Source organism: Devosia elaeis, assembly GCF_001650025.1.
Classification (GTDB): Bacteria; Pseudomonadota; Alphaproteobacteria; order Rhizobiales; family Devosiaceae; genus Devosia; species Devosia elaeis.
The window spans coordinates 1-5,269 of record NZ_LVVY01000017.1; the positions used below are offsets into that span (position 1 = coordinate 1).

General features: G+C 63.3%; 5 protein-coding genes. 4 read left to right on the top strand and 1 reads right to left on the bottom strand.

Annotated features, from left to right (window positions below):
• Positions 1–242 precede the first annotated feature (242 nt).
• On the top strand, positions 243–494 hold the full coding sequence (locus A3840_RS01105; protein WP_067450616.1) for a DUF1467 family protein: 252 nt from the start codon (positions 243–245) through the stop codon (positions 492–494).
• Positions 495–775: 281 nt separating this feature from the next.
• On the opposite strand, the gene A3840_RS01110 is transcribed toward A3840_RS01105, so the two are convergent.
• Positions 776–1,087, bottom strand: coding sequence for an MmcQ/YjbR family DNA-binding protein (locus A3840_RS01110; protein WP_067450619.1), 312 nt, complete (start codon positions 1,085–1,087; stop codon positions 776–778).
• Between the two features lie 296 nt (positions 1,088–1,383).
• On the opposite strand from A3840_RS01110, the gene proS reads away from it, so the two are divergent.
• The 3 genes from proS to A3840_RS01125 are packed head-to-tail and all read left to right on the top strand — an operon-like array spanning position 1,384 to position 4,779.
• Entirely contained in the window at positions 1,384–2,733 is a 1,350-nt protein-coding gene (gene proS, locus A3840_RS01115; protein WP_067450622.1) for a proline--tRNA ligase, read from the top strand.
• Positions 2,734–2,792: 59 nt separating this feature from the next.
• Positions 2,793–4,100: an ABC transporter permease gene (locus A3840_RS01120; RefSeq protein ID WP_067450625.1), complete on the top strand. Its 1,308-nt coding sequence runs from the start codon at positions 2,793–2,795 to the stop codon at positions 4,098–4,100.
• The gene (locus tag A3840_RS01125) at positions 4,093–4,779 is read left to right on the top strand and encodes an ABC transporter ATP-binding protein (RefSeq protein ID WP_067450628.1); all 687 of its coding nucleotides are present in this window, start codon (positions 4,093–4,095) and stop codon (positions 4,777–4,779) included. Before A3840_RS01120 ends, A3840_RS01125 begins: the two co-directional genes overlap by 8 nt.
• Positions 4,780–5,269 lie beyond the last annotated feature (490 nt).

The window sequence follows — 5,269 nt, forward strand, 5'->3', positions numbered from 1 at the left end:
TCGCCTAACCATCCACGGTTGCTCGACCCGAGGGCGTTTTCGATACACCAAAACAAAGACCCCTCGGGTCAGGCCCGAGGGTGACGATCTCGATTGGGTTAGGTGTCGTTAAAAGAGTCCACATTCAGCTGGAATTACGGCTCTTTTGCCCCCCTACGGGGAGGGGGCGCTCGCTGCATCTACATCCGACCGCGACACGTTGACGGCTTCCCCTTTGGCGCGGGGAAGGGTACACAGCCTGCATGCAGATCGGTTCCCTCATCGCCGTTTACTTCGTCGTCTGGTGGCTCACCTTCGTCATGGTGCTGCCCATCGGCAATCAGAGCCATCACGAAGCCGGCGCCGAGATCGTCGCTGGTGCCGATCCGGGCGCGCCGCTGAAGCCGCGCCTCGTGTTCAAGCTGCTGCTTGCCACCGTGCTTGCCGCCGGTTTCACCGCGCTGCTGCTCTGGGGCATCTCCAACGAAACCCTGCACCATTACTGGAACCGCTGACGGGTTTCGCTACCGCCTTCTCCGAGACCTCATGGTGAGCTTGTCGAACCACGAGGTCGGGTGCGCCGGCGCCTGAGCGGCTATTCCTGCGCCATGCTTGCGCTCGGGAGCGGACCTCCCATCCATCGTCACCACCGGGCTTGTCCCGGTGGTCCAGAGCGGTGCCCTGGAAAGCTGGATTGCCGGGCCCTCGGGTCAAGCCCGAGGGTGGCCCGGCAATGACGTCTGATGGGATCGAAACGCCTCTCCGAAATCGCCTGTTTGCCCGTCACGCCCCGAGCCTATTTCGCCACCGCATGCACATGCGCCATGGCCAGCGCGGCCTCGATATCCCGGGCATCCGCCGGGCCGAGTCGCATCGTCGTCCAGCCCTGCCGGCCCCAGCCATTGTCGATGGCCTCGAAGATTTCCGGCGCCACCATGCACTTCAATTCCTGCTCTTCCGGCGTGAATTTGATATTGGCCGAAAGCCCGTCCGCCGCCAGCGTCGCATAGGTGCGTTTCACCTTGAAGGCGGTGCGGTCGAAATGCGGGGCGCTCCTGGTCCCCTCCAGCGACATCGCAATTTGCGTGAAGATTTCAGAATTGGCCATAACACCTTGTCCTGAAACAAAAAAGCGGGGCACGAAGGCCCCGCTGAATTGAGTTTGTCCGACAATACGTTGGTCTTAGGCGCGCTACGAAGCGGCTGCCAACGCTCCTCCCTTGACGTTGTCGACGTCCGGCGGTTTGGGCCGCCTTTGTTTTATTGGCCCGGACCCTAACAACACTTTTTGGGTCTGCCAAGTAGATTCTGCATAGCTTGCATGCTTGCATCGAATGGACGGTTAGGCTTTGAGTGGGCATCAACTGTCGTTACGAGTCGAAGCACCAGTTTTCCGGAGTTCCCATGCGTCTTTCCCGATATTTTCTGCCGGTGCTGCGCGATGTGCCCAAGGAAGCCGAGATCGTGTCGCATCGGCTGATGCTGCGCGCCGGCATGATCCGCCAGCAGGCCTCAGGCCTCTATTCCTGGCTGCCCCTGGGCTACAAGGTGCTCATGAAGGTGCAGAAGATCATCGAGGAGGAGCAGAACCGCTCCGGCGCCATCGAATTGCTCATGCCCACCATCCAGTCCGCCGATCTCTGGCGCGAATCGGGGCGCTATGAAGCCTATGGCAAGGAGATGCTGCGCATCGAGGACCGGCACGAGCGTGAATTCCTCTATGGCCCCACCAACGAGGAAATGGTCACCGATATCTTCCGGGCCTATGTGAAGTCCTACAAGGACTTGCCGCTCAACCTCTACCATATCCAGTGGAAGTTCCGCGACGAGGTGCGTCCCCGTTTCGGCACCATGCGCAGCCGCGAATTCCTCATGAAGGACGCCTATTCCTTCGATCTTACCAAGGAAGACGCCGTAAAGGCCTATGAACGCATGTTCGTGGCCTATCTGCGCACCTATGCCCGCATGGGGCTGACGGCCATTCCGATGCGCGCCGATACCGGCCCCATCGGTGGCGATCTCAGCCATGAATGGATCATCCTGGCGGAAACCGGCGAAAGCCAGGTCTTCTGCCACCGCGATCTGCTCGACAAGCCCATTCCGTCCCAGGACGTGGACTTCCGCGGCGACCTCAAGCCCATCTTCAATGATTGGACCTCGCTCTATGCCGCGACCGAGGAAATGGTCGATCACGCCGAATACGAAGCCGCCGTCCCCGAGGACAAGCGCGTCTCCGCCCGCGGCATCGAAGTCGGCCACATCTTCTATTTCGGCACCAAATATTCCGAGCCGATGAAGGCCAGCGTCACCGGCGCCGATGGCAAGGAAACCATTGTCCATATGGGGTCCTACGGCATCGGCCTCACCCGCGTCGTGCCTGCCATTATCGAGGCCAGCCACGACGAGAACGGCATCATCTGGCCGGTTTCCGTCGCGCCCTTCGAGGCGGTGCTGATCAATCTCAAGGCCGGCGATGCCGAAACCGATGCGGCCTGCGACAAGCTCTATGCCGAACTGAATGCGGCCGGCCTCGACATGCTCTATGACGATCGGGACCAGCCCGCCGGCAGCAAGTTCGCCACGGCCGATCTCGTCGGCATTCCCTATCAGCTCATCCTGGGGCCGCGCGGCCTTAAATCGGGCGAAGTTGAAATCAAGCATCGCAAGACCGGCGAGCGCGAGACGCTGCCGCTCGCCGGGGCGGTCGAACGTCTCCGGAGCCTGATCGAACCGCAGCGGATGACCGACATTTGACCCCCACCACGCAAGACGCCCCCGCGAACCGGACCAGACCCTTTGCCCGGTTCGAATGGATGATCGCGGGGCGCTATCTGCGCGCCCGCCGCAAGGAAGCCTTCATCTCGGTCATCGCCAGCCTCACCATGGTCGGCGTGGCCATCGGCGTGGCGACGCTCATCGTCGTCATGTCGGTGATGAACGGCTTTCGCGGCGAATTGCTGGACAAGATCCTCGGTCTCAACGGCCATTTCACCGCCTATCCGATCGAAAGCCAGTTCACCGACTACAAGGAAACCGTAACGGCGCTCGAACAGGTCGATGGCGTCAGCTTCGCGGTCTACTTCGTCGAGGGCCAGGTGCTGGCCTCGGGCAAGGGCAATTCCACCGGCGTCACCGTGCGCGGCATGGACGAGGAAAATCTCAGGAAGCTGACCCTGCTCTATAACGGGGCGGAGCAGGGCGGTTTCGACCAATGGGACGATAGCCGCGGCATCGCCATCGGCTATCGCCTGGCGCAGAATCTGGGCGTCGGCATTGGCGACCAGGTGCAGATCATCAATCCCGAAGGCACCATGACCCCCTTCGGCTCCACCCCGCAGATCCGCTCCTATCCGGTCAATGCCATCTTCAATCTGGGCATGGTGGAGTTCGACTCCTTCTTCATGTACATGCCGCTCGAGCCGGCCCAGGACTATTTCAGGATGGTCGATGAAGTGCTCAAGCCCGGCATGGGGCCGCTCGATCCGCTGGCCACCGACGCGGAGATCGACGCCGCCTATGAGCGCATTCCCCGCGCCTCGGCCGTGGAAATCTTCCTGCACGATCCCGATGCGGTCGGCGTCATGCGCCAGCGCCTGCAATCGGCCCCAGGCGTCCGCCCGCTGATCCTGACCTCCTGGCAGGAGCGCAACCAGACCTTCTTCTCCGCCCTCCAGGTGGAACGCGTGGTGATGTTCACCATCCTGTCGATGATCATCCTGGTCGCCGCCTTCAATATCATCGCCAGCCTGATCATGCTGGTGAAGGACAAGAGCGCCGATATCGCCGTCCTGCGCACCATGGGGGCGACACGCGGCTCCATCATGCGGATTTTCTCCATCACCGGCACGGCCATCGGCGTCATCGGCACCCTGTGCGGCTTCGTGCTTGGGCTGATCGTGGCCTCCAATGCCGAAAATCTCCGCGCCTCGATCTCCAATTTCCTTGGCGTCACCCTGTTTCCGCCGGAAGTCTTCTTCCTCTCCTCGCTGCCCAGCCGCGTCGATCCGGTGGAAGTGACCGTGGTGGTCTGCATGGCGCTCGGCCTCAGCTTCCTGGCCACGCTCTATCCGGCCTGGCGCGCCGCCCAATATGACCCGGTGGAGGCCCTGCGCTATGAGTAAGCCCCATCTGCGCCTCACCGGCGTGCATCGCCATTACGGCGAGGGCGACCGCCTCGTCCGCGTGCTGGAAGCGGCCGACCTGACGGTGGAAAGCGGCGAGATGGTCGCGCTGGTGGCGCCCTCGGGCGCCGGCAAGTCGACGCTGCTGCATCTCTGCGGCCTCCTGGAATCGCCCCAGGCGGGCGAAATCGAGATCGTCGGCCAACCCACCAGCCGCATGGGCGACCGGGCGCGCACGCAATTGCGCCGTTCCACCGTCGGCTATGTCTACCAATTCCATCACCTGCTGCCCGAATTCACCGCGCTCGAAAACGTGGTCATGCCGCAATTGATCGCCGGCAAGCAGCGCAAACCGGCCGAGGGCAGGGCGATGGAATTGCTCGACCTGCTCGGCGTCGCCCCACGCGCGGAACATCGCCCGGCCGAGCTCTCCGGTGGCGAGCAGCAGCGCATCGCCATTGCCCGCGCCGCCGCCAACCACCCGCGCGTCATCCTGGCCGACGAGCCCACCGGAAATCTCGATCCCGAAACCAGCGACCGCGTCTTCGAGGCCCTCAAGGCCCTCATCCGCAACGAAGGCGCCGCCGCCCTCATCGCCACCCACAATTACGACCTGGCCCGCCGCGCCGACCGCATCGTCACCATCAAGAACGGCCTCGTCGTGCCCCACACGCTATAGCGCGATGCCCCGCCGGGGGCCGTCATCGTGAGCCCCTCCGCCTCCTCAGATCGTCACCCTCGGGCTTGACCCGAGGGCCAGTCACCACACGCACCATGGCATTGGCTGCCCCCCTGAACGCCCTCGGGTCAAGCCCGAGGGTGACGAGCAGTGACTGGCGGGATCATGCGGCAAACACCGCACCCCCACCTCCCCCTTGACGGGCTTCGAGCCACCCCGCAGGGCAAATCTCTCCGGTGGAGAGATTTGAGACGAGAAGGCCATGAGCGCTATGCGCGAATGGCGGGGCGCAGCTTGGCCGAAGGCCTAGCGGAGCTGGGAGGGGGTGCCGGCAGGCGCTGGCGTGGAAAACAAACACCCTGCCGCCCATCCCCCTCACCCGTCTCGGGCTGCGCCCGATCCACCCTCTCCCCGACGGGGAGAGGAATAAGAGGCAAACGCCGCACCAATTCTTCTCCCCCTCGGGGAGAAGGTGGCCCGTCAGGGCCGG

Coding starts and splice junctions, on each gene's coding strand:
- A3840_RS01110 (WP_067450619.1), bottom strand. CDS start 1,087: ATGGCCAATTCTGAAATCTTCACGCAAATTGCGATGTCGCTGGAGGGG.
- A3840_RS01105 (WP_067450616.1), top strand. CDS start 243: ATGCAGATCGGTTCCCTCATCGCCGTTTACTTCGTCGTCTGGTGGCTC.
- proS (WP_067450622.1), top strand. CDS start 1,384: ATGCGTCTTTCCCGATATTTTCTGCCGGTGCTGCGCGATGTGCCCAAG.
- A3840_RS01125 (WP_067450628.1), top strand. CDS start 4,093: ATGAGTAAGCCCCATCTGCGCCTCACCGGCGTGCATCGCCATTACGGC.
- A3840_RS01120 (WP_067450625.1), top strand. CDS start 2,793: ATGATCGCGGGGCGCTATCTGCGCGCCCGCCGCAAGGAAGCCTTCATC.